We start from the raw sequence: 23,691 nt of genomic DNA, 5'->3' as shown, positions 1-23,691 counted from the left end.
AAATGCTTGATCTGAAACAATTTGAAGTCTGGTTCGTAACCGGGAGCCAACATTTATACGGTGAAGAAACACTCCGCCAAGTCGATGAACATTCACTTAAAATCAGTAATTACCTTGACCAGTTGCCGGCAGTTCCGGTAAAAGTAGTGTTCAAGCCTGTTGTAAAAACGCCTGATGAAATCTATAACATCATGCAGGAAGCAAACAGCACGGGCTTATGCATTGGCATCATTGCATGGATGCATACGTTTTCACCATCCAAAATGTGGATACGCGGCCTTCAGATTTTGCAAAAACCATTGCTGCATCTGCATACGCAATACAACAGCGATATTCCGTGGGCTGACATTGACATGGATTTTATGAACCTGAACCAGTCGGCGCACGGAGACAGGGAATTCGGGTTTATCATGACCCGAATGCGGCTGAACCGTAAAGTAATCGTGGGGCATTGGCAGCAGCAGCATGTTGCGGACAGCGTTGGGCATTGGACGCGTGTAGCTGCTGCAAGGCATGACATGAAGGGCGCCAGGTTTGTTCGGTTCGGGGATAATATGCGTCAGGTTGCCGTTACGGAAGGCGACAAGGTAGCTGCGGAAATGACCTTCGGATTTTCCGTCAATACGCATGCGGTCGGTGATCTGGTTGCCGTGATCAATGCCGTTTCGGATCAGGAAGTCGGATTGCTGACTGAAGAGTATGAAGCTGTGTACGCACTTGCACCGGAACTCAGAAAAGGGAACGAAAGGTATCAAGCCCTGTGCGATGCAGCCCGCATCGAACTCGGAATGAAGCATTTCCTCGAAGACGGTAATTTCAAGGGTTATACCAATACTTTTGAAGACCTGCATGGCATGAAGCAGCTGCCGGGAATCGGTTCGCAGCGGATGATGGCGGCCGGTTACGGCTATGCCGGCGAAGGCGACTGGAAAACGGCTGCCATGGTCCGTGCGCTGAAAGTAATGGGCAGCGGACTGGAAGGCGGAAATTCCTTTATGGAAGATTATACTTATCATTTCAATCCGGCCAATAACCTCGTTCTGGGGTCGCATATGCTAGAAATCTGTCCGACAATCGCAAAGGGCAAGCCGTCGTGCGAGATACATGCCTTGGGAATCGGAGGGAAGGAAGATCCTGTACGGCTGGTTTTTAACTCGAAAGCCGGTCCGGCCATCAATGTTTCCCTGATTGATATGGGCAATCGTTTCAGACTTTTGGTGAATGAAGTGGAAGCGGTGGAAACAGCGGAAGAACTTCCGAAACTGCCGGTTGCACGCGTTCTCTGGAAACCTCAGCCGGACATGCAGACAGCCTGTGCGGCATGGATATACGCAGGCGGTGCGCATCATACCGTTTACAGCCAGAACCTCCATACAGAACATATTGAAGCATTTGCGGAAATGACGGGTGTGGAACTGGTGGTTATTGATAAAAATACAACCTTGCGCCAACTCAAAAATGAATTGAGATGGAGTGAAGCCTATTACAAATAATTCCCGGTTACATGTCAAGATATACTTATCTAAAAGAATTGGTCTACGAGGCCAATATGGAAATACCCAAAGAAGAACTGGCCATCGTCACCTTCGGCAACGTAAGCGGCATTGACCGGAATGAGGGCGTGGTGGCGATTAAGCCCAGCGGCATACCTTACAGCAAACTGACGGTTCAGGATATTGTGATTGTGGATCTGGAAAATAATGTTGTTGAGGGAAAAATGCGGCCTTCCTCGGATACCAAAACGCATACCTTGCTTTATAAAAACTTTCCTTCAATCGGCGGGGTTTGTCATACGCATTCCACTTATGCCGTTGCCTGGGCACAGGCCATCATGCCGATTCCAAACCTTGGCACGACGCATGCAGATCATCTGACGCCTTCGGTACCGGTAACGGAAGTGATGTCGGATGAAATGATCCGGAGGGATTACGAGCTGGAAACCGGAAACCAGATTCTGGATATTTTCACCAAAAAAGGGCTGAGCCCGGAAGAAGTGGAAATGGTGCTTGTAGCTTGTCACGGGCCTTTTACATGGGGAAAAGATCCCGGTAAAGCTGTGTACAATTCCGTGGTGCTGGAAGAAATAGCAAAAATGGCGTTTCTGACTTTACAGATCAATCCGTCGGCACAGGCTATCAAACAAAGTCTTGTAGACAAGCATTATTTCCGGAAGCACGGCAAGGATGCCTATTACGGGCAGAGCTGCTGATCAGTTTTTCTTTTCGGTACGCTTGGCGGCGATGTTCCTCATCTGCTGAAGGGCTTCCTGACGGGACATTCGCTTTTCGCTGGCCTTTGCTTCATTGATCGCATCTTTGGAAAAGCGGCCTTTCAGTAAATTAAAGAGTGTAAACAGCATAGGGTTAATAAAAATTCAGGTTTGTACATCAAACTTAAGAAAGATCCGGACATAAAAAAAACTACCTTCCTTTCTGCAGCAGAAAGGAAAGGTAGTTTCAAAGAATTGGTAACGTTGAGTATAGTGTTCGCAATAACAGTCAATTAGCTACATCTCTGCGCAGTTTGCTTCCGGGATTGAAATCATCCTGAATCCAGCGTACAAAGTTGTGAGAATTAGTTTTGTAAATTTCAATTGACAAAGGTTTAATACCACTGAACTCAACCTCTTTAACGTATTCTGCATGAAGCTTTAAAATTTCGGACAGGGTCTTGCTATCAGTTTTCATCAATCATTGAGTATTTTAATGTATATACAGGGATTCTGCGACACCAACAAAGACATACCTGAACATGGAAAACCTGAAATTTTATAATAATAATTATAAATATAAGTAAAATAATTTAATAATTACTGATTTTTCGGCTTGTTTTCAGAATAAATAATATTACTATTTTCTTAAATTGTTACATTTTAGGGCAAACTGTGTATACGATATTTAGAATAAGCCCTGTTTTATAAATTATATACGTAAAGTTACATTCAGCCGATTATCGCATTCAATTGGCTGAAAAATGCAGTTATTGTTAAATGAGGCTTAATTTATGGAAAGCTTCATTTTAAGGCTTGCTATGTCTAAAGGCTTGGGAAGCAGGTCAATAATATGCGTGCTTGCCTTTGCTTTTTCAATATCGCGGGAATCAATCGTGGAAGAAAGCATGAAGATCCGGATTTTTTCTTTCAGGAAATCAGGCGCTGCATCGTATGCTTCGATGAATTCAAAGCCATTCATATCAGGCATCTGCAAATCCAGCAATATGATCGTTTCCGGCAGAGATGTTGCTTCATCCAGCAGGAATTTCAAGGCATCTCTGGCAGAATTGAACGTTCTGACAGATTCTGAAATGCCGCTTTTTAAAAGAAACTTCTCATAGATCAACAGATCAAAGGCGCTGTCATCAATTAACAAAAAGTTAAACAGTGCGCTCATGACGGTTTGTTTTGTATGGAAGGAATATTGATTTCAAACCGGCTCCCTTGTCCTGGCTGTGATTTTACATGGATTTCGCCGCCCAGTTTGATAATCGCTTCATGCACAATGTATAATCCGATACCCGAGCCGCTGTTTGTGGCACCCGCCCGGTAAAACATCTTGAATATCTTGTCCTGATCCGCCTCCTTGATCCCGAAACCGTTGTCTTCTATGACGATCCTGGCATGCGCCGCAGTGCATTTTACCGAAAGACGTACAAAGGGCTGTGATTTGGCCGGGTCCTGAAATTTGATGGCATTGTTGATCAGATTGTTAAATATAATCCGCAGTTTCATAACATCCGACATAAATACGCCGGACTGATCTATTTCTGTTGTAAAATGAAGATTTCCGTACTCGGGCAAATACTTGATCGTCGCCAGCACCTCGGTAATCAGTTCCTCAAAATTAATGCTCGTAACAACGGGCACGCCTCTTGCATTTTTGTAATAGTCAATGATATTGATGATGAAGGTATCCAGTTTTTTAACCGATTGCCGAATGAGTTCCAGATATTCATTCTGGGACTTTACGTCGTCTTCAATCAGCGCCAGGTTTACAATGCCGAGTACCGACATCAGTGGCGCGCGCAGGTCATGTGAAGCGCTGTAAACGAATTTGTCCAGTTCTTCATTGGCTTTCTGCAGCTCCATGTTCCGCTGTTTGAGATCTTCCCGCGTTTTGTAAATATCGTAGGCGTGCGTGATGGCATTTTCCACATATTTGTAATCCCACGGCTTGTCTATAAACCTGAAAACTTCTCCTTTGTTAATCGCGTCAATCGCTGCGCCGATATCCGTATGGCCGGTGATGAGGATGCGGATCGGCTTTGGATAACGGGTCCGTATTTTTTCGAAAAACTGTACGCCGGTCATAATCGGCATGCGCTGATCGGCAAGAATAATACAGAAGTCCTTGCTTTCCAGAATCTGCTCGGCTTCCACTACGGAAGGCGTAATGGTGATATCATACTGCTTTCGGAAAGAGGCTTTGAAGGAATGCAGGTTGTGCTCTTCGTCGTCAATGTAAAGAATTGAAATAGATTTATTGCTCATTGAATTCTTGGATTGGGCGCATTTTACGTTTTACAGGAAGTGTGATCAGGAACTCGGTGCCTTTTCCTACTTCGGTATTTACCTGAATGTTTCCCTGATGAACTTCGATAATTTTGAATACGATGGAAAGTCCGAGACCTGTTCCGTCACCAACCTGTTTGGTAGTAAAAAAAGGTTCAAATATTTTCGCACGCACTTCGGGTTTCATACCGGGGCCATTGTCCCGCATGGATATGGCAATGTGTTCTGGATCCATCAGCCAGGATTTTACCCAAATGGTCGGTTTGCTGTTTTCATGTTTTTCTTTTAAAAGGGCGTATATGGAATTGGTCAGGATGTTCATAAAAACCTGATTGATCTTTCCTGCATAACATTCGATGCTCGGGATGTTTCCAAGATCTTTTACCAGCTCGATTGAATTTCCCATCTGGTAATTCAGAATAATCAGCGTGGACTCGATCCCTTCGTTGATATTGGCAAGATTAAGGTCTGCTTCGTCCACTCTTGAAAAGATTTTAAGCCCTTTCACAATCTCGACGGTACGGCTTGCACCGTCTTCCATTCCTTTCAGCAGCGTGCCCAGTTCCGTTTTGATATAATCCAGGTCCAGCTCTTCTTTAAGCTGCTCGATTTCACTGATCTTGTTCTGAAGGCTTTCTATCGAATCCACCTGTTTGATTTCATCATATGAATCAAGAATTTCCAGCACATCGTCAATGTCCCGCCGCAACGGACGGATGTTGGAGCTTACAAAATTGATCGGATTGTTGATTTCATGTGCAATGCCTGCCGTAAGCTGACCGAGCGATGCCATTTTTTCCGAATCGATCAATTGGGTCTGTGTATCTTTCAGCTGCGTAAGCGCCGTGTTGAGTTCCCGGTTTGCGAATTGCAGTTCTGCCGTCCGTTCATTGACACTTTTTTCCAGAAAGGCATTTTGTTCCAGAATGATTTTCTCGTTTTCCATGGACACACGCAGTGCCTGCGCCTGAGATTCTTCTCTTTCTTTCTTGAAAATGTTGATTTTGTCCGCAAGTGCAATGGAAAGCAAAACTACTTCCATAATGGAGCCAAGCTGCATGGTATAGGTTGTCAGCGCATTGTACGGCAAGATGTTGATATTCCGTAAAACCAGAAGAAACAGTCCGAGCAAAAACAGTGTCCATGCGGTAAGGAACAGTTTGGCCGGGCGGTAATTTTCTTTGGAAAGCTTGAAACCCACAACAAACAATCCGATGGCACCAACCACGCCGGCAACGTCAACGGCTCTGTAGCTGAGAAGTTCGAAGCCGGCCAGATTCAGCAATCCGGTGGAGGAATACAGCACAATGATCACATTGATGATGACGATCCCGAACGGCCATTTTTCCTTCAACTGAAGAAAATTCTTCACAAAGAGCATGGCGAATATACCCGCAAACCCCGAAAACCAGACGGTAGCTACGGCATTAAAATGCGGTGAATTCGGCCATATGTACTTGAAGGCATAGCCTGAAAGTGCAGTTTGCGCAAGTCCAACCGACAGAACGTAAAGTACATAAAACAGATAGCTTTTATCACGGGTGGAGAAGTAAATAAAGAGGTTGTACAAAACCATCACAATGATAATGCCGGTAAAAATACCGTTGATGGTTTCGGATAGCTGCGAAGATTCCAGAAAATGTTCCTGGTCATGTAAAATAAGGGGCAAAATCACCTGATTGGAACCTTTAACCTTCAGATAATAAAACTTTTGCTGATCCGGCTTGATCACAAGGTTGAAAACCAGGTTCTGATGCTTGATTTTTCTGATGTGAAAAACATCGTTTTCGTGATATCTGACGAATTTTATGTCTTTTCCGCTTACATCCAGCAGTTCACAGTCCCGTATAGTAGGATGCGCAAGTTCAAGATAAAGGTTGGGGTCGGCACTTTTGTTGGCAATGGCAAACCGGATCCAGAAAGTGGACTGGCTTAGGCCCATATTCGGGGTATTGTCTGTGCTAGGTCTGAAATCCTTTTCTTTAATAATCTGATTATAAGTCATCTTGCCGGACTTATCTTCAAATATCTCAAGGTATTTTCCAATGATGACATTCCCTCCTGTGAAGTTCACAGTTTGTCCAAAGGCTGTGAAGCCCGTGAAAGTAGTAAAAACAACAAAAAAATATCCGGCCAGTCTCATATAACTTCAATCTTCATATCCAGTTCGTAATACAAGGCTATTTCGCCCTTCGGGCCTTTTTCCAGCGCAAACTGAACAGGATTTTCTCTTAAATCAAGTATTCGTTCTTTTTCTTCTGCATTGGCAAACGGCAACTGTTTCAGGTCATTTACAATAATGGCAGTTGCAATCAGGCCTTCTTTGGGGTAATAAAATGCACCGTTTTCGCCCAGATCCCTGATAATTTCGAACCCGATCCTGAGACATTGACGCAATGTAGGCGGTGAACAGAGTGCAAGCAAATAATCTACACCAATTTGTGAAGTAATTGCAACTCCGATTCTACCCAGGAATATACTGCCGATTCCATATCCTGCTACTTCCTTGCTGTTAAAAAGTCCACAAAATTCGGCAAGTTTATAATTTTCCAGGTTTTGTATATACGGGTATATTCTGGTGTCCTTTTTTGCGATTGCGCCTTCCATCGGCAATTTCATTGCTTCATTTCTGATCTGGATCCTGCCGCCGCCGTAAATTTTTGCGCCATCCTCGGACTCTACAATAATCACGTACGTGTTCTGATCATATAGCCAGTCAAGATTGGCGGATGTCACTTGTTTCACACCAAAAGCTTCCAGTACTTTCCGGTGCTCGTCCACGTACCTTTTACTGGTTTCAACATCATCAGGTGCCTTATATGCTCGGATTTTGGCTACCATTAAAATTCGTTGTTTACCATAAACAAGATTTCATCTAATGGATGTGGGGGCGTCTGGAGTACAGGTTTTTCTTCTTTTGTAACTTTCAGGATCAATATTTCACTTGATTGATAATCGGATTCAATAATCCTGTGGAACTGACTTTGCAATTCACGGAGTTTGTCCTTTTCAGCATCATTAAGGCCGTCTCCGGATTCTATTCTGGCAAAAAGGAACAGCGGCGATAGCAAAGGCTGAAGTGTAAGTCCCAGCTCTTCGGCCTGAAGCCATAATCTCTGGGCCGAGATTCCTCCTGAAAAAAAGTTATGATGACCGTTTTTCGGCAAACGGACAACAGCAATGCACGGTGCGGCGCCTACGGCATGCTGCACACTTTCCACCAGCATGTTTCCGCCGCCTATCGTTTTGATCGCATTGGCAACTTTCTTGTCACGCATGATGGCCAGCGCCGCAAGCTGGGCAGGACTGTTGCCGAATGAAATCACACCATGGCGACGATGAGCAGTCTTATTGTCTGTTGACCAATCCATATTCCTTTCAAAAAAATCGTGATGGCCATTGTCATTAAGCATCATAATGAGGTTGCATTCGCCTATTATACGCCCGAGTCTGTCAATTTTATCCTTATCCGTAATGAACTGCAATGCTGTATTGCTGACACTTTCTACTGCATGCTGCAGCAAATGGTACGTCCGGTTATCCAGCTGAAAAGGCGCATGCTGATCAGCGTCATTACTTGTTATTTCATCTTCGGTTGGTTCTGTGTTTGTTGTGACTGTCCTGGTATGGGCTTGGCTGTCGTTTTTGGCAGTAAAATGGATTATGGCCAGTAAATCCGGGTTGTCTTCAGACGGAGATAATTCCGTTTCCACCTCATAACCCATATTTCTGCATTCGGTAATAACATTCTCATAAGCAGCGCCGAGTGCAAGATGGGCTGCCATGTTGTTATAGTTTGCAAAAGAGTAGGAGCGGAAGGTGTCGTGAAACAAATGAAGTCGTCCGTTCCGGAAAAGCCATTTCCATGGATAATCGTTTCCAATAGACTGCATGCCTGTGGCAGTTTCTACAATCTGCCTGATTTCGGATTCGGTAGGGATTATAGCACGGGTATGCTGCGGTAAGTTGTCCGTCGTTTCAATAGCCCGGGACAAGTCAAATTCCTTGTTCGGATTACTATAAACGGTTGAGGCACTGACAGGAAGTTTATTTGCTACAAGCTCTTCCAGATCTACATAATATCTTCCCGAATCGGTAAACTGGTTCAGAAGTATTCTCCGGCACACGTCTGTCACCACTCCGCCGCCCAGGGTTACAGCACTTGCAAGCTGAGGCCATGTGCTGATGCTTTGGCCCACTTCCAGAAGCGATGCCCTTCCCCGGTGAGAACTTTTCATCGCATCGATTATTTTCATGACCAGCGGCACACGATCTCCCGGTGCAATGTTTTTAAGCTTCTCATGCGGAATTCCGTTCAGTAATCCGTGCAGGATCGGTCTGTCCGCCGCGAGGTCAAACCTTTCCACGTCCAGCATTCCGCGGTCACTGGTTTCCATCACCACCGGAATTGAAAGGCTTTTGGCCATTTCCCGGCAGTAGATCTTTATTTCCAGATCATCGCATTCATCCACCAGAATGTCCAGCTTGCCATGATCCGTCATAAAACCCGTTATATTATGGTGCGTAATGCCTTCCGGATAACATTCTATTTCAAGGAACGGGTCAATTTCCGCAATTTCACGTGCGGTGATGATGCATTTGTTGATGCCGATATTATGAATACCCGTTCTGATCCTGTTTAGGTTACTCAGTTCTAATGTGTCAAAATCCGCAAGTTTCAGCGATCCGCAAACCCGTTCCGTCGCCATGGTTATGGCTACTGCATGTCCAACGGATAACCCGATAATGCCGATTTTACGTTTTGACAGTTCAATTTGTTCCTGAGGGGCTATCTTGTAATGATTCCGCGTTGTTCTCAGTTCTATAAATTCATCTTTGTCCAGAATATGCAACAATCTGTTGGACCACGGGTAATAAATCCAGCATCCTTCCAGGTCAGTATCCTTTTCACAGGACCAATCGGCATATATGCTGTCGATTTCAGCTTCTGACAAACGTTTTCTGGGATTTCTGATTCTGATAAGCTCTTTTTTTTGTGAGCTGAACAAATCCAGGATAATCTTTTCGCGGTAATCTTCCATCAAAGACCTGAATTTCCGCTGATCCGCATAAAGTTCTCTGGATATAAAAACCGGTTTGTAAATGCTGTTGATTTGTGGGTTATGATACATGCTTAAATTATTCTGGATCAATTCTAGGAGTTATTTTCTCTTAAATTTAACTAATCATCAATGTAATTGATATTCGTTCAAAATATATCCTACTTGTATTGGCATTTTAAATTTAAGATTTTATATCTTATCGATGTTTTAATTAATACACAAATTGGTAAAATTATTTCTATAAAACTACCATTGATTACTTCGTAGTCAAAATAAATAATTAATATGCATAAAATTAATCTCATTCATACTCGTTTGTCGGTGTTTAGACTACAAGTATGTAAATAGTAATTACAATAATAATACCATTATCGAATTTATATTATAAAAATAACATGATTGCTTTAAATCTTTTTTAGATCATCAGCAATTTGAATACCAGAAATCTTCAGAATGGAAAGTAAACAGAAAATCAGTGTTCTTTATGTGGATGACGAGATTAACAATCTCAACTCATTTAAAGCCGCTTTCAGGCGAGATTTTAATATCCTGATTGCAACCTCCGGAAGAGAAGGACTTGAACTTTTGAAGCACAATGAAGTGCATGTGATTATTACGGATCAAAGAATGCCCGGAATGACAGGAGTCGATTTTTTGATAGAAGTTTTAAAAACTTATTCAGATCCGATGCGAATCCTTTTGACAGGTTATACTGATATAACTGCGGTAATTGATGCCGTAAATAAAGGACATATTTATTACTATCTGAACAAGCCCTGGGATGAGCAGCAATTAAGAATTATAATCAAAAATGCATACGAAATCTTTCATCTGAGAGAAGAAAACAAGGAACTGATTGAAAAACTGATCGATGCAAATGCGCAGCTGGAATTTCTTTTAAGACAAAACCTTTTGTCGTGAACAGATCTGTTAAGAACTGGACTAACGTTTATTTCTGCTGAAAAACAGCTGCGTTTTTCCGATCAGGGCCGGTTTGAAGCCTTTGACAATATACACCAGAATGGAGAAAGTTGATGTAATCAGAACTGCCATTAAAAGTATGGCTGCGAACAACAAATTTCCTACGGCTTTTAAAAAGATGATGACGTCCATTTTTATTGAATTTTAAGTGTGGATTGATGTTTTTATTCTAGCTGGTTAAAAATCGTACCAGCCTGGTTTGCTTGTTCATTTTCTGCACCGTAAATGCCTTTCTGCTGGTATTCTTTTTGTGGAACGGAATTGGCATTGAATGATCAATGTGAATTCTGGATACTAAATTTAACGTGATGATTATATGAAAAAGATACTTGCAATCGGGATCGTGTCGGGTGTTGTGATTTATGTTGCACTTTCTACATACACCAGACAAGTCGAAAGAAGTTTGAGAAGACTGAAAAGCCCGGATTCGGACTCCGGCAAAAATGAAACCGAAGGTTATTTTTACCATCAGACCCAAGCACTTCCTGAATAATTCCTGCGTTACAGTGGTCGTTTTGAAGCCTGCTATGTAACCTGACCAACAGGAACGTGTTCCTGTTTAGAGATGCCGGATTTCCGGCATTTTTGCTTTTTACCTGTCTGCAAAGCCGGATCAAAACAGGTGTCTTACAAATCAGAGGCATGGTTTTTAACCACGGATAGTTACAAGCAGTAAATGATTTTAAATTGACCTCATCATCATATAATGGCCTCACAATTGACAGTAAAAAACAGCATTGAAATCAATGCACCGGTTTCAAAGGTCTGGGAAGTTCTGATCGCACCAAAATACATCCGTCAATGGGATGAACTGCCGCAGGATTTTGAAGATTTTTACCTGGAAAAAGGCCGTATCATTGAATGGACCGGCGCCTCCAGATTAATCGTCACCGATTGTGAGCCCTATGAACTGCTCAGGCTGAGCCTTTACGTTCTGAAATGGGAATTGCCGCCATCCAGCTACAACATAGCCTACACATACAGCCTTGGCGAAAATGAAAATGCAAGTGTGCTAACCATTGAAGTCGGGGATTTCAGCATTTTACCCGATGGGGAGAATTACTTTGAAAAAGCAGCGGAATTTGCGGAAAAAGCATTGCAAAAGATCAAAAATCTCTCAGAAAACAGACTTTAAGTGCCGAGGTGATTATATTTGTATGAATCACTTTTGACCCTTATGGAACCCAATACCAAACTATATTATGACACTAATGAAGTCGCGGAAATGGTGGGCTGCGAACCCTCCGCACTTCGGTTCTGGGAAAAGAAGTTTCCTCAGCTGAATCCGAAAAGAGACGCCAGAAACCGCAGGCGCTATACCGAAAGAGACATAGAGATTATCCGCAAGATCATGCATCAGAAGGATAAGCAGGGGCGGACGATCAAAGGGGCCAGAGAGCAGCTCAGAAAAAAGGAGGAAGCACAGCTGCTCATACAAAGGCTGATGCGCGTCCGCAATTTTCTGGTCGATATCCGCGAAAGGCTGTAAGATTGTCAATTCCCGAAAAGCAGATTACTAACCTTGTTCTTGATGAAATACACCTATCTTTTTCTCAGTTTGCTGACGGCAACCGTTTCAGTGCAGGCGCAGGACTTTGATCCGGCAGCAATCCGGAAGCATATCGAATACCTTGCATCCGACGATCTGGAAGGGCGCGGAACGGCGACCATGGGAGAAATCAGGGCGGCCAATTACATTGCGGATATTTTCAAAAATGCAGGTCTGAAACCGGCAGGTGCAGACGGCAGTTATTTCCAGCCTTTTCAGGTTTCATTTGCAATTGACGGAAATCCGCATTTGCTGACTGCCAGAAATGTGGTCGGTTACCTGGACAATGGCGCGAAGAAAACCATTGTCATCGGTGCACATTATGATCATCTTGGAAAAGGGTTTCAGGGAAGTTCACTTACGCCGGACAGCAAAAATAAAATACACAACGGTGCCGACGATAACGCTTCGGGAACAACCGGTTTACTGGAACTCGCAGCACGTTTTTCCGGGAACAAAATCAGTGAGAAACATAATATCCTTTTTATTGCCTTTTCAGGAGAAGAGCTGGGCCTGCTCGGTTCCAAATACTTTACTGAAAATCCGACAGTTTCCTTGGATCAGATTTCCTGCATGATCAATATGGATATGATCGGAAGGTTGAGCAGTGACAAAGGACTGATTATTTCCGGATGGGGCACCAGTCCCGCCTGGGGCAAACTGATTCCGGACCTTGCCAAAAAACAAAATCTTCGCTTTAACGTGGATTCTTCCGGCGTGGGTGCTTCGGACCATACTTCGTTTTACCTGAAAAATATTCCGGTTGTCCAGTTTTTTACGGGCGGGCACAGCGATTATCACAAAATCAGCGACGACGTTGCAAAGATCAATTTTCAGGGTGAAGCTTCCATTTTAAGCCTGATCGCCGGTCTGATTGAAAAGCTGGGCAACGAATCGGCAGAACCGCCATTTCAGACAGCAGAAAACCCGCATTCCGGAAATACATCAACGGATTTTAAAGTCACACTCGGCATCATGCCCGATTACAGTTATTCGGGCAAAGGGCTGCGGATCGATGCCGTAACCAAAGCACGCCCTGCCGACAAAGCCGGTATGCTGACAGGCGACATCATCATCAAGCTGGCAGGAAAGGAAATCGGCAGCATTTACGACTATATGGATGTACTTGGAAGCCATGAAAAAGGTGACCAGGTGGAAGCAGAGCTCCGCCGTGGTACTGAAACCAAAAAAGTGCAGGTTACATTCTGAAGCAGCTTACTGAATGGCACCGCGCTTGCCCAGTTCGATTACTTCCATCTGACTGATAATTCCTTCATGCAGATTAAAACGGAGCAGCGTGCGTATCTTGTGAAAACCTTCTCTTCCGGCAGCACCCGGATTGATGTACAGCATATTGTTCAGCGGCTTGTCCCGGATTACACGAAGAATATGCGAATGCCCGCAAACAAAAATATCCGGCGTAAGGGCTTTTAACGAAGGCATCACCTGCGGATTATAGCGCGGCGGCGCTCCGCCGATGTGCGTCATCCAGATTCTGAAACCTTCCAGCTCGAAATGAAGGTTTTCCGCAGTTCTTGTACGAACGTCGCTGTTGTCAATATTGCCAAAAACAATACGCGACGGCTTAAAAGCTTCCAGCTGTTCTATAATCCGGACCGAGCCGATATCTCCTGCATGCCATACCTCATCGCAGTTGGAAAAATGTTCAAAAATACGTTCATCCAGATAACCGTGTGTGTCTGATAAGAGTCCGATTGTTTTCATTAATATGCTGATAACAGGTTTGTCGCGGGCCGGTTTAGCGGGTTTGTTTACCGCAAAATAAATTAAATTTATTTTTTTCGAAATTAAAGTAACTTATATATACTTTGGAGGGCACTTTCAAGTTACACTTCCTGGGAGCCGAAAAGTAAATATATGTATATTAAATTATACTTTTTTCTTGTAAAAAGTCAATAAGGTGCAACAGTTCCCGTATTGTTGTGTGTAAGTAGTTTAGTAAATCCAGATTCTATTCACTTAACCGTCCGCCTTCTTTGAAAAAAATCCTGCTTCTGCTCAGTTTGTTCCTTCATGTCATGTTTGCGCAGGCGCAAACCGGAGGACGCTTTACGTTAAAAGGTGTCGTTACCGATACCACCGGTGCAGCTTTGCCGGCGGCAACCATCATGCTGCTTTTGCCCGCAGATTCGTCGCTTACGAATTTTGGAAGATCGAACAAGGAAGGTGCTTTCGAACTGAAAAACCTGAAACGGATTCCTTATCTGCTGAAAATTTCGTACGTCGGGTACGTTCCGTTTCAGACCGAAGTAGTTCCCGCAGACGGTGAAGTAACAGATCTTGGAAAACTAAAGATGAAAGTACTTCAGAAAGAACTGTATGAAGTGGTGATCAAAACGGCCCGGGCTCCGCTGAGCATCCGGGGCGATACGGTTGAATTCGATGCAAGGGCTTTCAAAGTGCCGCCGGGCTCCACCGTGGAAGATCTGCTCCGCAAGCTGCCCGGCATGCAGGTGGATGCGGACGGAAACATCAAGGCGCATGGAGAGGAAGTCAAACGGGTAACCGTTGACGGAAAAAGGTTCTTTGGCGAAGACCCCAAAATGGCTACCAAAAACCTTCCGGCAGAAGCGATCAATAAAGTTCAGGTATTCAACGGCAAGTCGGAGCAATCCAAAGTAACGGGTGTGGACGATGGAAAAAGGGAAAAAACAGTCAACCTGGAACTGAAAGACAGTCATAAAAAAGGGGGTTTCGGAAAAGCCGTTGCGGGCGTCGGAACCGATTCGAGGCTGGAAGGGAAAGTGAGTTACAACCGTTTCGACGACAAGCAGCAGTTCTCATTGCTGGGATTCGGCAATAATACAAACCAGTCGGGCATCGCCCGGAACGATTATCAGGATTTTAAAGGAAGCCAGTCATTCAACTGGGGCGACGACGGTGATTTCGGGTTCAACAGCGGCCGTTACTATGGCGGGGACGACATTACGATCCAGCCAAGCTGGGGCGGAGGCGGCTCGGAAGGTTTTACCAAAAACTGGGCAGGCGGGGCCAATTACAACTACGATACCAAAAAAACCAAGGTAAGCACAAGCTATTTTTATAATCAGACGAACTCCATCATGGATGTGCGTTCCAGTACGGAAAACTTTCTGACCAATGATTCTTACAGTACGATCGACAACAACAAAACGCTTGGTTTTACAGGAAATCACCGGCCAAGCTTCCGTTTTGAACAGGCAATTGATTCTCTGAATACCATTATTCTGATCAGTAATTCCAGGATCAACAGAGGTGACGGAAGTTATGAAAGTTTTCAGCAGTCGTTCCGGAATGAAGGCGTTTTGTCCAACCAGTCCACGGTAAACAACAGCAGTGTATACAATTCGCTGGCTATGGCAAACCTGTTTATGTACCGTCATAAATTCAAGAAAAAAGGCAAGAACTTTGCTGTGAGCGCGGGTTACAACATCAATAATTCGGAAGAAGACAAAAGGCTGAGTTCGGTTAACCGGTTTCTGCAGGATTCCACGCTCAACAGCGAAATCAATCAGCGCAACGAGACAGCAAGTACAAGAGGAAATTTTAAAGGAAGCCTTTCTTATATTGAGCCCCTTTCCAAAAGTATATTCTGGGAATCGTTCTACAACTTCAACATGCGCAAGGATAAAGTGGACCGCAATGTTTTTGACATTGAAGGAAATCTGCAGGAAACTAACCAGTTTCTCACCCGTTATTATGCCAATGATTTTACCTATAACCGTTTAGGAACTTCATTCCGTTATTCGAGCAAGGGCCTGAATCTGTCGCTCGGACTGGCAGGTCTGCAGTTCAAACTGAAAGGGAAATTTGCCCTGGATGAAGCCGAGGCCGATTTTACAAGAGTGGACCGCACCTATTTCAGCTGGGTTCCGAATGTAAACCTGAATTATGATCTGAAAAATAACCGGTACCTGTACCTGAATTACGGGCTGGAAGTGCGTGAACCTTCGATCACCGATCTGCAGCCGATCGTTGACAACAGCAACCCGTTATACATTGTGGAAGGAAACCCGGACCTGATTCCTGCTTCCATGCACAATATTTACGGCGGGTACCAGATGTTCAATCCGGCGAGTTTTACCAATTTGTACGTGAACATGTTTTACAGTTACCACATCAATCAGGTGGTTTACAACCGGACAATCAATCTTGAAAACCTGATCACCACAACCAAACCCATGAACATTACAGGCGGGAGCAACGTTGGCGGCTATGTAGGATTCGGGTTTCCGATCAAGAAAACAAAAAGCAATCTGAACCTGAATACCGGAATCAATCTGAGCAACAACATTACTTATATCAATAATGTTGAAAATGAAACCCGGACAAACAACTTTAACTTCGGGGCACGTCTGGACCTTACGCCAAGCGATGTATTCACGTTGTACACGAATGCAAACTGGAACCTGAACTATTCGAAATATTCCATTAATACCAGCCAGAACCAGAAGATTTTCAATTCCAATTACGGCGCGGACATGAACTGGAAAACGGTAAAGGATATTTACCTGAACGCACGCTTTAATTACATGACCTATAGAAATGACCAGTTCGGATTCAATCAGAAGCAGCCGATCCTGAATCTTTCCGTATACAAAGTAGTGCTGAAAAGTAAAAAAGGTGAAATACGCCTGACTGCCTACGACGTGTTCAAGAAAAACCTGGGCATAACGCAGAACGTAAATCAGAATTATTACACAGAACGCCGTGTAGCCACTTTGTCAAGGTACTTTATGCTGAGTTTTACGTATAACATGCGGGGAATAGCCGCTTCGGTCAGACGCAGTAATTTTTAAAACCATCAAATCCATCGCTATGAAATTATTTGTAATGCTGCTGCTGGCTGCTGGCTGCTTTGTTCCGGTATCTGCGCAGAAACTGGAAGGAGAAATCAGCTATGAGCAGGTTTATCACTGGACACAGGTTTATTCCAGATTAAGTTTTATCAGTCAGGAAGAAAAGGACCGAATGAAGCTGACATGGGGAAATGACGATGAATCCAAGCACGATATGGTTCTGTATTTCAATGAAAAGCAGAGTTACTATACTTACCCGAAAACCGAAGATGTAAGCGGCGGCTACTCCGGAAGGAACCGTGAGTACAAGATTTACCGTGATTTCGAGAATGGCAAACGTACGGATGTAATTGAAATGCTTGGCAAAACGTACATTGTGGAAGATACCCTTAAGGAAATCAACTGGAAGGTCATGAACAAGATCAAGGAAGTGGCCGGGCATATGTGCATGATGGCCATTGCAGAAGATACGATAAAAAAACAGAAGATTACGGCCTGGTTTGCCGACGATATTCCGGTTTCCGCCGGCCCGGAGCTTTATTCAGGGCTGCCGGGTGTGATCCTGGAACTGGATATCAATGACGGTGACATTGTTACGACGGCAAAAGAAATCAAGCTCAAACCGTTGACTGAAGATGTAAATCTGCCCAAAAAGCAGAAGGGAAAAAAGATCAACACAGCAAAATATGAGGAAATGATGATCACGCACATCCGGGACAGCATCAAGGCGCACCGCAATCCGTTTGGCTGGGGCGGGCTGCCGTATTGACAAGAGCTGCGTTTGTAATTTTATACGGAAAAAAAAGGATTGTCAGCCGCGATCTTTGCTTTTTTTATACCTTTGCGACTTCAAACAAGTCCATATCCGAACGGGTTTGGGCTTGATATTTTATTATATCAGTGTAATTGTACCATTATCATTTTTAAAGTCTAATTTTTAATAACCCCTTCATTATGAAAAAAACGCTTTTAGCTGTTGCGATGCTTTTTGTACTCGGTTCGTGCGCAAGTAAAAAGAAGTTGCTTACAGCACAAAAACAGGCTAATGAAATCCAGATTCAGCTGGACAAAGCAAGAGCCGACCTGAATGATTGCGACAGCAGAACTGCTGGTTTGAACAATGATCTGAAAGCCAAAAATGACGAGCTTGCCAGTAAAAATGCCAAATTGAAAGAACTCGAAGACCAGATTGAGTTTCTTAAGAAAAACAACAATAACCTTCTGGACCGTATGTCTGACCTTTCGGTAATCAGCAAGGAAGGTTCCGAAAGCATCAAGAAATCGCTGGCCATGATGGATGCACAAGGCGTTCAGATCCGCGACCTTAACCAGAGCATCCAGCGCAAGGATTCCCTGAACATGGCTTTGGTACTGAACCTGAAACGTTCCCTGCAGGATGTCAGTGACGAAGATGTCCAGATCGAAGTTAAAAAAGGTGTTGTGTATGTTTCGCTTTCTGACAAAATGCTTTTCCGTTCGGGAAGTTCAGTAATCAATACGCAGGCTGAAACCGTTCTTGGAAAAGTTGCAAAAATCCTGAACGACTACAAGGAAATCGAAATCCTGATCGAAGGGCATACGGACAATGTACCGATTGCTACTGAAAAATTCTCGGACAACTGGGATCTGAGCGTATTGCGCGCTACATCTGTTGCACGTACGTTACAAAAGAAATATGGCGTTGAGCCGGTTCGTATGATCGCGGGCGGCCGTGGTGAATATCTACCCAAAGTGGCGAACGATTCTCCGGCAAACCGCAGCCTGAACCGTCGTACTGAAATCATCATTACGCCGAAACTGGATCAGTTTTTCAATCTTTACACGCCTAATGCCGGCAAGTAAAAAATTTTGCTGATATTTTTTGAAAGCCCGTCCGGACAAGGCGGGCTTTCGTGTTTTAATACTTTTGTGCATTTTGCAGAAAATCCCCAGAATATGTCCGAAACCGTTCCAGATCAATCAACCATTGAAGAAGCCCACAAGCTGATCGCGCCTTTTGTTCATCGCACACCGGTTTTAAGTTCCCGATTCCTGAATGAGCTGTGCGGTGCAGAACTTTATTTCAAATGTGAGAACATGCAGAAAATCGGTGCGTTCAAGGCACGCGGCGCACTTCATGCCGTGCTTTCCTTGCCGCCGGAACAGCTCACAAACGGCGTGGCGACGCATTCATCCGGGAATCATGCGCAGGCCATTGCATATGCGGCAAAGAAAGTAGGAGCGAAGGCGTACATTGTCATGCCAGATAACTCACCGACTGTCAAAATCCGTGCTGTGGAAGGTTACGGCGCTGAAATTACTTTTTGCAAAAATACACCCGAAGATCGTGAGCGGACTGTTCAGGAAATTGTTCATGAAACCGGAGCAGCATTTATCCATCCGTTCAATAACTACGAAGTCATGGCCGGACAGGCAACGGTTGCAAAGGAACTGATTGAAGATGTTGATGCCACGCTGGACGTCATCATTGCGCCTGTGGGTGGCGGCGGACTTTTAAGCGGAACGGCGCTTGCTGCGCATTATTTTTCACCGGAAACAAAAGTGTATGCCGGCGAGCCCGAAGGCGCTGCCGATGCGGTCCTGTCATTCAGAAGCGATAAAATTGAAAAGGCGCCGTATGTCAAAACCATCGCGGACGGATTGCTGACTTATTTGGGCGATAAAACTTTTCCGGTTATCAAACAGCATGTTACAGACATATTTACCGTTTCTGATGAAGAGATTATTACCGCCATGCAGTATTTATGGGAACGGATGAAACTGGTTGTAGAGCCATCCGGGGCCGTTTCGCTGGCAGCGGTAATCCGGAATAAAGACCGGTTTGCGGGTAAAAAAATCGGGATCATTATTTCAGGCGGAAACGTGGACCTTGGCAAACTTCCTTTCTGAAATATGTAAGAATGGCAAGTAGATTAACGACTGTTGCAATTTTTCAGAGAAATGTGTAGGTATACGGGCCGTAATATCCGTTATTGGAAATAATTATTAATTGTATTTTATTATTATATTTTACCATTTACTTAATGCTTCAATATGAAAAAGCTGATTTTTCTCTGTTTAGTCGTTTTTTTGGGTTCATGCAAGGATAACAAGGAAGAGGTAACACCAGAAAGTGATTATACGTCGGAATTCATAGGTAATTACTGGACAAACACGATTGATGGGCCCGCTTCTACGCGGCAGGAATGGGAAGTTACGAGTCCGGCCAAGAATCAGCTGAGGATTATTTACACCAAGAATATTGAGGTAAAAGCAGCGGGAACAACCCTGACGCTTGTTCAGAATTACAATCTTGTAAATGTGCAAACGACTGGCTACGATTCCTTTACGATCAACGAAGTGGTGGATGTGGAGCAAAGCAACGGAAAGCCTTTAAAGCAGAAAGTAGAAGGCGTCAGTACAAAAGTCATCAATGCCAGTGGCATTCCGCAAATCAATATTACGCTTAAACTGACCGATTCCGAAACCGGCGCATCTTCCGAAGAATACCTCGAATTCAAAAAGAAATAAATAGATATCTCTATATAGCTGAAACAGCGGTTTGCTATTAAATGCATTTCACAAACAGCCAGTAGCTTTTAGCTAACAGCTAACAGCCATTCAAAATCATAAAAAAAGCGACTGATTTTTCAGTCGCTTTTTTTATGGATAAGCTGGCATTCTACTGAACAGAAGAACCCGCAAAAACATTTTCAAGGTTGTCGAAAAGCGTAACGAAAGGAAAAACAATACCCATGACCAGACAAGTAATCACGAAAGTCACGATCCATAAGGTAAAAAGGGTTAGTTTAGCTAGAATGATCATGTTGTAAGTTTTTTTTTACAAAATAGCAATTTTTCCTTATTAGCAAGCAAAGTATGTGCTTATTTTTAGAAAAATTATATTATCTTCCACATATGCCTGCAAAGTCACAATACTTGCAGGTTCCGAGATCGTCTGTTTTCCGGAACGGTACATTCGGGTCCAGCATAACGTTAAGTATATCCGTAAGAATCAGTTCCGACTTTTCAATAAAATGCTGAGGTGCCAATCCTTCTGTCAGTTCAAGCGGATTGGAAATCAGGTTTTTCGGATCTCTGAATGAATAAAAACCGGATTTTACGGCAAAATCTCCAAAGCTGTATTTTGTTTCGCGCAGATCCAGGCCCTGTTCATCGCGCATTTTTCTGTACATCAGGTATTCGTACATCCAGAGCTGCCGGACGTAGCCCATTTTACGGTCCGGATCTTTGCGGATCACTTCTTCGCGCTTCATCGGGTCGGTCAGTTTTTGGCGGCCAGTCAGCTCCACGCTTCCCGTTTTATAATCCATCACGTACAGTATACCTTCAGGACTTTGCTCGATGCGGTCTATTTTTCCGCCTATTCTGACCGGCGTATCGATACCCTGAAGTAAAAGACTGATGTTGACGTTCAGCGGCTGTTCGGCTGCCAGAATTTTCCTTCTCGGAACCTGCGCCATCTGGTTTTTCAAAAAAGCAAGAATCTGATGTTCGCCGATCTGGAAATAAATCCGGTTAAGGCCAAGATCCGTCACATAGCCTTTGAAAAGACGGTCGAATTCATCTTTCATCACGGCTTTGATCTCCTCTTCCGACGGATCTTTTTCCAGCAGGAAATATTCCTGATCCAGCCGTTCCAGTGACGCATGCAGCCACGTTCCGATCTTGTCCATTCCAAGTTCTTCTTCCACTTCTTCCTTCTCCCTGACCCCGACAATATGCTTCAGATAAAATTGCATGGAACAGCGGATGAATTCATTCAGGTGCGTCGGGTATAATCCTTTGTTAGCAAGATATTCCCGGATGATCGCCAGCAATGCATCATCTTTCCTGACAACTTCCTCGAGTTCCTGTTGCTGGCTGCTTTCCAGTACAACCACTTTGTTCTCGATCTGTATCAACGGATTATACTGCGTCAGTTCGTATTCAACCTGCTGGATAAAGCGGCTTTTTTCACCTCCGCCAGGCGCATCGTTGGTACTGGTGTAAAGAATATGCACTTCACTGGCGCGCTGCAGCAATCGGTAAAAATGGTACGACATAACCGCTTCCTGATGCTGGTGCGTCGGCAGACCCACGGTCTGTGCCGCATCGTACGGGATTAATGAATTCTGCCTTTTTGCTTGCGGAAGCATGCCTTCGTTCAACGAAAGAATAATAATCCGTTCAAAGTCAAGCGCCCGGGTTTCCAGCATTCCCATAATCTGAAGGTTACTGACAGGCTCTCCGCTGAACGGAATTTTCGTCTGCCGGATCAGTTCAAACATGAAAGACCGCAAAGTCCTTAATGTAATCAGCTCCGTTTTTTCCTCAATCGTCTGCTCGAACTGTTTCAGCAAAGTGTAAAAAAGGTACAGATATTCCGTTTCCAGCGCATTTTTGTAATCTTTATAAACATCGCGCAGCAACTCAATCAGCTGATAAAATGTGCTGATAACCTGCCTGGAATTGTTTTTCTGCCAGTTTGTAAATAAAATCCGGAACAAAGGATGATTTTCACTTAGATCCATTAGTTCTTCCGAACTCAGAAAAACCTGATTTTCCCTTGTAATGGCCCAAAGCGTTTTCTGGATAATTGTCGGGCCGGTACTTGCCGGAAGCAGCATCACGTGTTCATAATGCCGGATAAACGGGTGGTTCAGAACCTTGTTGATGGATTTATGGCCGAATTTGGGTATCCGGACCATCTTGCCGCTTTTTCCCCGGAACTCGACGGCATTCTGCTGCAATTCGAAAATACTGTCAACCAATGTATAAAGCAGCGAATTGCGCATGGAAAGTCCCATCGTCACATTCAGGTCCACAACCGTTTCATCCAGCGAGTACAGCATCGGAAGCAGCAGGTTTTCATCCGCCAGCACGATTGCCGTAGGGACCGGATTTTCCGGATCGTCCCATGCTTTCATCTGCTGATAAAGCTGGCCGGCAACTTTGGTCTGTAAAGTGGCATTCGGGACGCCGTAAACCGTAATGTTTTTCTGCGAACTCAGCAAATGATCCGTTGTCCAGTTCCATTCGCCAAACAACCGGCTTTTCTGATAATCGCGTAGGCTTTTTCCTGCTTCTACGCCCGGATTTACAGTCATATAATACTGGTCAGAATCCCAGAAAACCTCCGCTTTGCCGACTTTTACCAACGAACTTACAATGCTCCTTTCCGATTCGGTAAATGCATTGAAACCGGCAAAATACAGTTTGTCAAATTCAGGTCTTTCCAGCAGCAGCGTGTTGACGTCCTCGGCAAGTTCGCGGTAAGCCATGCCGCGGTAAGCTTTTCCTTTTTCCAGTAAGCGGTTGCGGAATGAATGATAGACAAGTTTTATATTTTCAAAAAGCGAGAAATACTGTTTGGACCCGCCTTCGCTCTGCAAGGTTTTTCCTTCCGGCAAAGTGGCCTGCCAGCGCGCAATAGCATTCGCTTCGGATAAATAATCAAATAAATAATCGGCTTTGACAAGATACTGGTCAATTCTGTCGAGGTCATTCAGCAATACCGAAGCCCAGCCCATAAAACGGTCGAACTGTACTTCCGGATCAATTTCCCTGAAAGTTTCGTACAAGTCAAAAAGCAGGTGGACAGGATCTTCAATTTCCAGCGTACAGATGCTTTCCACAAAATCATCGACCGCCTGGATATGCGGGCTGATGGCGGCTTCCCTGGTTTCCTTGGCCAGTTCCTGCATCAGAAAAAACGCCGCTCTGCGCGTAGGCACAACGATGCTGACCCTTTCCAGCGATTGATGGTTGTCCAGAATACGTCTTGCAACGAGATTAAGAAAGGATTGCATT

The 23,691-nt window shown here is 44.2% G+C and carries 22 protein-coding genes; 12 read left to right on the top strand and 10 right to left on the bottom strand.

Features of this window, described 5'->3' with window-relative positions; translation table 11 throughout:
- Window positions 1–2 precede the first annotated feature (2 nt).
- Together araA and FEM33_RS01855 are read left to right on the top strand one after the other, a co-directional pair.
- On the top strand, window positions 3–1,493 hold the full coding sequence (araA, locus tag FEM33_RS01860) for an L-arabinose isomerase (protein ID WP_139010420.1): 1,491 nt from the start codon (window positions 3–5) through the stop codon (window positions 1,491–1,493).
- Window positions 1,494–1,504: 11 nt separating this feature from the next.
- The gene (locus tag FEM33_RS01855) at window positions 1,505–2,209 is read left to right on the top strand and encodes an L-ribulose-5-phosphate 4-epimerase (RefSeq protein WP_139010419.1); all 705 of its coding nucleotides are present in this window, start codon (window positions 1,505–1,507) and stop codon (window positions 2,207–2,209) included.
- Here FEM33_RS01855 and FEM33_RS26500 read toward each other — a convergent pair whose 3' ends face one another.
- The 6 genes from FEM33_RS26500 to FEM33_RS01825 form a co-directional block, all read right to left on the bottom strand.
- Window positions 2,210–2,359, bottom strand: a complete 150-nt coding sequence (locus FEM33_RS26500) for a hypothetical protein (protein WP_171036436.1) — start codon at window positions 2,357–2,359, stop codon at window positions 2,210–2,212. It lies immediately after the preceding gene.
- A gap of 637 nt (window positions 2,360–2,996) precedes the next feature.
- Complete coding sequence (locus FEM33_RS01845; protein WP_139010418.1) at window positions 2,997–3,389, bottom strand: response regulator; 393 nt, start codon at window positions 3,387–3,389, stop codon at window positions 2,997–2,999.
- Window positions 3,386–4,486, bottom strand: a complete 1,101-nt coding sequence (locus tag FEM33_RS01840) for a sensor histidine kinase (RefSeq protein ID WP_139010417.1) — start codon at window positions 4,484–4,486, stop codon at window positions 3,386–3,388. The genes FEM33_RS01845 and FEM33_RS01840 overlap by 4 nt, the downstream gene beginning before the upstream one ends.
- Window positions 4,476–6,581 carry a sensor histidine kinase gene (locus FEM33_RS01835; RefSeq protein WP_229214038.1) on the bottom strand — a complete coding sequence of 702 codons (2,106 nt, stop codon included), beginning with the start codon at window positions 6,579–6,581 and terminating at the stop codon, window positions 4,476–4,478. Before FEM33_RS01835 ends, FEM33_RS01840 begins: the two co-directional genes overlap by 11 nt.
- A 65-nt stretch (window positions 6,582–6,646) precedes the next feature.
- The gene (locus FEM33_RS01830; RefSeq protein ID WP_139010415.1) at window positions 6,647–7,348 is read right to left on the bottom strand and encodes a hypothetical protein; all 702 of its coding nucleotides are present in this window, start codon (window positions 7,346–7,348) and stop codon (window positions 6,647–6,649) included.
- A complete protein-coding gene (locus FEM33_RS01825; protein WP_139010414.1) occupies window positions 7,348–9,639 on the bottom strand; it encodes an Rv1355c family protein in 2,292 nt (763 codons plus the stop codon). Before FEM33_RS01825 ends, FEM33_RS01830 begins: the two co-directional genes overlap by 1 nt.
- 384 nt (window positions 9,640–10,023) lie before the next feature.
- Here FEM33_RS01825 and FEM33_RS01820 point away from each other — a divergent pair, with 384 nt between their 5' ends.
- Entirely contained in the window at window positions 10,024–10,491 is a 468-nt protein-coding gene (locus FEM33_RS01820) for a response regulator (RefSeq protein ID WP_139010413.1), read from the top strand.
- Window positions 10,492–10,512: 21 nt separating this feature from the next.
- On the opposite strand, the gene FEM33_RS26495 is transcribed toward FEM33_RS01820, so the two are convergent.
- Window positions 10,513–10,683 (bottom strand): hypothetical protein, encoded by a 171-nt coding sequence (locus FEM33_RS26495; RefSeq protein ID WP_201747683.1) that lies wholly within the window; start codon window positions 10,681–10,683, stop codon window positions 10,513–10,515.
- Between the two features lie 184 nt (window positions 10,684–10,867).
- Here FEM33_RS26495 and FEM33_RS26255 point away from each other — a divergent pair, with 184 nt between their 5' ends.
- The 4 genes from FEM33_RS26255 to FEM33_RS01805 all read left to right on the top strand — a co-directional run bounded on the left by FEM33_RS26255 (window position 10,868) and on the right by FEM33_RS01805 (window position 13,309).
- Window positions 10,868–11,044 carry a hypothetical protein gene (locus FEM33_RS26255; RefSeq protein ID WP_161597050.1) on the top strand — a complete coding sequence of 59 codons (177 nt, stop codon included), beginning with the start codon at window positions 10,868–10,870 and terminating at the stop codon, window positions 11,042–11,044.
- Between the two features lie 213 nt (window positions 11,045–11,257).
- Window positions 11,258–11,686 (top strand): SRPBCC family protein, encoded by a 429-nt coding sequence (locus FEM33_RS01815; RefSeq protein WP_139010412.1) that lies wholly within the window; start codon window positions 11,258–11,260, stop codon window positions 11,684–11,686.
- A gap of 42 nt (window positions 11,687–11,728) precedes the next feature.
- On the top strand, window positions 11,729–12,040 hold the full coding sequence (locus FEM33_RS01810) for a MerR family transcriptional regulator (protein ID WP_138279703.1): 312 nt from the start codon (window positions 11,729–11,731) through the stop codon (window positions 12,038–12,040).
- Window positions 12,041–12,082: 42 nt separating this feature from the next.
- A complete protein-coding gene (locus FEM33_RS01805) occupies window positions 12,083–13,309 on the top strand; it encodes a M20/M25/M40 family metallo-hydrolase (RefSeq protein ID WP_139010411.1) in 1,227 nt (408 codons plus the stop codon).
- Window positions 13,310–13,315: 6 nt separating this feature from the next.
- Here FEM33_RS01805 and FEM33_RS01800 read toward each other — a convergent pair whose 3' ends face one another.
- Entirely contained in the window at window positions 13,316–13,825 is a 510-nt protein-coding gene (locus FEM33_RS01800; protein ID WP_139010410.1) for a metallophosphoesterase family protein, read from the bottom strand.
- Between the two features lie 272 nt (window positions 13,826–14,097).
- Here FEM33_RS01800 and FEM33_RS01795 point away from each other — a divergent pair, with 272 nt between their 5' ends.
- The 5 genes from FEM33_RS01795 to FEM33_RS01775 all read left to right on the top strand — a co-directional run bounded on the left by FEM33_RS01795 (window position 14,098) and on the right by FEM33_RS01775 (window position 20,409).
- Window positions 14,098–16,899, top strand: coding sequence for a TonB-dependent receptor domain-containing protein (locus FEM33_RS01795; protein ID WP_310588799.1), 2,802 nt, complete (start codon window positions 14,098–14,100; stop codon window positions 16,897–16,899).
- Window positions 16,900–16,918: 19 nt separating this feature from the next.
- A complete protein-coding gene (locus FEM33_RS01790) occupies window positions 16,919–17,668 on the top strand; it encodes a GLPGLI family protein (RefSeq protein WP_201747682.1) in 750 nt (249 codons plus the stop codon).
- A 185-nt stretch (window positions 17,669–17,853) separates the two neighbouring features.
- Window positions 17,854–18,741, top strand: a complete 888-nt coding sequence (locus FEM33_RS01785) for an OmpA family protein (RefSeq protein WP_139010409.1) — start codon at window positions 17,854–17,856, stop codon at window positions 18,739–18,741.
- Between the two features lie 93 nt (window positions 18,742–18,834).
- Window positions 18,835–19,788, top strand: a complete 954-nt coding sequence (locus FEM33_RS01780; protein WP_139010472.1) for a threonine ammonia-lyase — start codon at window positions 18,835–18,837, stop codon at window positions 19,786–19,788.
- A gap of 144 nt (window positions 19,789–19,932) precedes the next feature.
- Window positions 19,933–20,409, top strand: coding sequence for a hypothetical protein (locus FEM33_RS01775; RefSeq protein WP_139010408.1), 477 nt, complete (start codon window positions 19,933–19,935; stop codon window positions 20,407–20,409).
- A 151-nt stretch (window positions 20,410–20,560) separates the two neighbouring features.
- Here the strand turns inward: FEM33_RS01775 and FEM33_RS26250 are convergent, their stop codons facing one another.
- Both FEM33_RS26250 and FEM33_RS01770 read right to left on the bottom strand, forming a co-directional pair.
- On the bottom strand, window positions 20,561–20,704 hold the full coding sequence (locus FEM33_RS26250; RefSeq protein WP_161597049.1) for a hypothetical protein: 144 nt from the start codon (window positions 20,702–20,704) through the stop codon (window positions 20,561–20,563).
- 79 nt (window positions 20,705–20,783) lie between these two features.
- Window positions 20,784–23,690 carry a PD-(D/E)XK nuclease family protein gene (locus FEM33_RS01770; protein WP_139010407.1) on the bottom strand — a complete coding sequence of 969 codons (2,907 nt, stop codon included), beginning with the start codon at window positions 23,688–23,690 and terminating at the stop codon, window positions 20,784–20,786.
- Window position 23,691 lies beyond the last annotated feature (1 nt).

Source organism: Dyadobacter flavalbus (assembly GCF_006149045.1).
Classification (GTDB): domain Bacteria; phylum Bacteroidota; class Bacteroidia; order Cytophagales; family Spirosomataceae; genus Dyadobacter; species Dyadobacter flavalbus.
Note: the sequence above shows the minus strand (reverse complement) of the source record. Positions and strands in the feature narration are given on the sequence as shown.

Coding starts and splice junctions, on each gene's coding strand:
- araA (WP_139010420.1), top strand. CDS start 3: ATGCTTGATCTGAAACAATTTGAAGTCTGGTTCGTAACCGGGAGCCAA.
- FEM33_RS01855 (WP_139010419.1), top strand. CDS start 1,505: ATGTCAAGATATACTTATCTAAAAGAATTGGTCTACGAGGCCAATATG.
- FEM33_RS26500 (WP_171036436.1), bottom strand. CDS start 2,359: ATGCTGTTTACACTCTTTAATTTACTGAAAGGCCGCTTTTCCAAAGAT.
- FEM33_RS01845 (WP_139010418.1), bottom strand. CDS start 3,389: ATGAGCGCACTGTTTAACTTTTTGTTAATTGATGACAGCGCCTTTGAT.
- FEM33_RS01840 (WP_139010417.1), bottom strand. CDS start 4,486: ATGAGCAATAAATCTATTTCAATTCTTTACATTGACGACGAAGAGCAC.
- FEM33_RS01830 (WP_139010415.1), bottom strand. CDS start 7,348: ATGGTAGCCAAAATCCGAGCATATAAGGCACCTGATGATGTTGAAACC.
- FEM33_RS01825 (WP_139010414.1), bottom strand. CDS start 9,639: ATGTATCATAACCCACAAATCAACAGCATTTACAAACCGGTTTTTATA.
- FEM33_RS01820 (WP_139010413.1), top strand. CDS start 10,024: ATGGAAAGTAAACAGAAAATCAGTGTTCTTTATGTGGATGACGAGATT.
- FEM33_RS26495 (WP_201747683.1), bottom strand. CDS start 10,683: ATGGACGTCATCATCTTTTTAAAAGCCGTAGGAAATTTGTTGTTCGCA.
- FEM33_RS26255 (WP_161597050.1), top strand. CDS start 10,868: ATGAAAAAGATACTTGCAATCGGGATCGTGTCGGGTGTTGTGATTTAT.
- FEM33_RS01815 (WP_139010412.1), top strand. CDS start 11,258: ATGGCCTCACAATTGACAGTAAAAAACAGCATTGAAATCAATGCACCG.
- FEM33_RS01810 (WP_138279703.1), top strand. CDS start 11,729: ATGGAACCCAATACCAAACTATATTATGACACTAATGAAGTCGCGGAA.
- FEM33_RS01805 (WP_139010411.1), top strand. CDS start 12,083: ATGAAATACACCTATCTTTTTCTCAGTTTGCTGACGGCAACCGTTTCA.
- FEM33_RS01800 (WP_139010410.1), bottom strand. CDS start 13,825: ATGAAAACAATCGGACTCTTATCAGACACACACGGTTATCTGGATGAA.
- FEM33_RS01790 (WP_201747682.1), top strand. CDS start 16,919: ATGAAATTATTTGTAATGCTGCTGCTGGCTGCTGGCTGCTTTGTTCCG.
- FEM33_RS01785 (WP_139010409.1), top strand. CDS start 17,854: ATGAAAAAAACGCTTTTAGCTGTTGCGATGCTTTTTGTACTCGGTTCG.
- FEM33_RS01780 (WP_139010472.1), top strand. CDS start 18,835: ATGTCCGAAACCGTTCCAGATCAATCAACCATTGAAGAAGCCCACAAG.
- FEM33_RS01775 (WP_139010408.1), top strand. CDS start 19,933: ATGAAAAAGCTGATTTTTCTCTGTTTAGTCGTTTTTTTGGGTTCATGC.
- FEM33_RS26250 (WP_161597049.1), bottom strand. CDS start 20,704: ATGATCATTCTAGCTAAACTAACCCTTTTTACCTTATGGATCGTGACT.
- FEM33_RS01770 (WP_139010407.1), bottom strand. CDS start 23,690: ATGCAATCCTTTCTTAATCTCGTTGCAAGACGTATTCTGGACAACCAT.